At 77.1% G+C, this 1065-nt stretch carries 2 protein-coding genes; one reads left to right on the top strand and one right to left on the bottom strand.

The features are described from left to right. Nucleotides 1-237, bottom strand: a 237-nt coding sequence (locus AC51EU_RS30720) for a cobalamin biosynthesis protein (protein WP_496270365.1), incomplete at its 3' end; no start/stop codon positions are given. A 97-nt stretch (nt 238-334) separates the two neighbouring features. On the opposite strand from AC51EU_RS30720, the gene AC51EU_RS30715 reads away from it, so the two are divergent. Beyond that, on the top strand, nt 335-1065 hold a 731-nt coding region (locus tag AC51EU_RS30715), incomplete at its 3' end, for a ZIP family metal transporter (protein ID WP_496270364.1).

Raw genomic sequence — 1065 nt, 5'->3', positions numbered from 1 at the left:
CGGCCAGCACCACAGCGGCACCCCCAGCCGCCGGGCGGCCCCGGCGATCCCCGGCTCGGACTCCTTGCCCGCGACCGTCGCCAGCGCCGCGAGCACCGGGTCCCCGGCGCCGTCCAGCAGCTCCAGACACTCCCGTACCACCGCGGTCACCTCCGCCTCCGCGACCCCGCGCGAGGCGCCCACACCGGCCACCGCCACGGGACGCGCGGGCGGGCGGGAAGCGGAGGACAGGGGCATCGGACGGCCTTTCTCGGCGGCGGCGGCATGCGGGGGCGGCGGCGGGTCAGTATGCAGGAGACGGCGGAGCGTGCGGCTCCGGGGAAGGGGCGCGACCGTGCCGGTGGTCATCGCGCTGGGAGCGTGCCTGATGACCCTGTGCGGCGGCTGGGCCGCCCACCGGGTCACCGACCGCCGCCATCTGGTCCTGGGCCTGGCCGGCGGGCTGATGCTGGGCGTCGTCGGCCTCGATCTGCTGCCCGAGGCGCTCCAGGCCGCGGGCCGCCCGGTGTACGGGGTCCCCGCGGCGCTGCTCTGCTTCGTCCTCGGCTTCCTCGCCGCCCACGCCCTGGAACGGCTCCTCGCCGTCCGCCGCGCACGCGGCCCCGCCGCCGGGGCGCCGCCCGGCCTGCCGCGCGCGCCGCACGTGGGGGTGGCGGCCGCCGCGGTGATGATCTTCCACAGCACCGTCGACGGCTTCGCGATCGGACTGTCCTACCAGGCGGGCCGGGACACCGCCGTCGCCGTGGCGCTCGCCGTCATCGCCCACGACTTCGCCGACGGCTTCAACACGTACACCGTCACCAGCCTCTACGGGACCGGCCGGCGCGGGGCGCTGCTGCTGCTCGGCGCGGACGCGCTGGCACCGCCGGCCGGCGCCGCCTCCACCCTGGCGTTCACCTTCCCGGCGTACGCGCTCGGCGCCTGCCTGGGTCTCTTCGGCGGGGTGCTGCTCTACCTGGCGACCACCGCCATCCTGCCGGAGGCACATCACCGGCATCCCGCGCTGTCCACCCTGGCCTGCACCCTCGCCGGGGCCGGCTTCATCTGGCTGGTGGTCGGCATCAC

The sequence above is a fragment of the Candidatus Streptomyces philanthi genome, from assembly GCF_059553635.1.
Note: the sequence above shows the minus strand (reverse complement) of the source record. Positions and strands in the feature narration are given on the sequence as shown.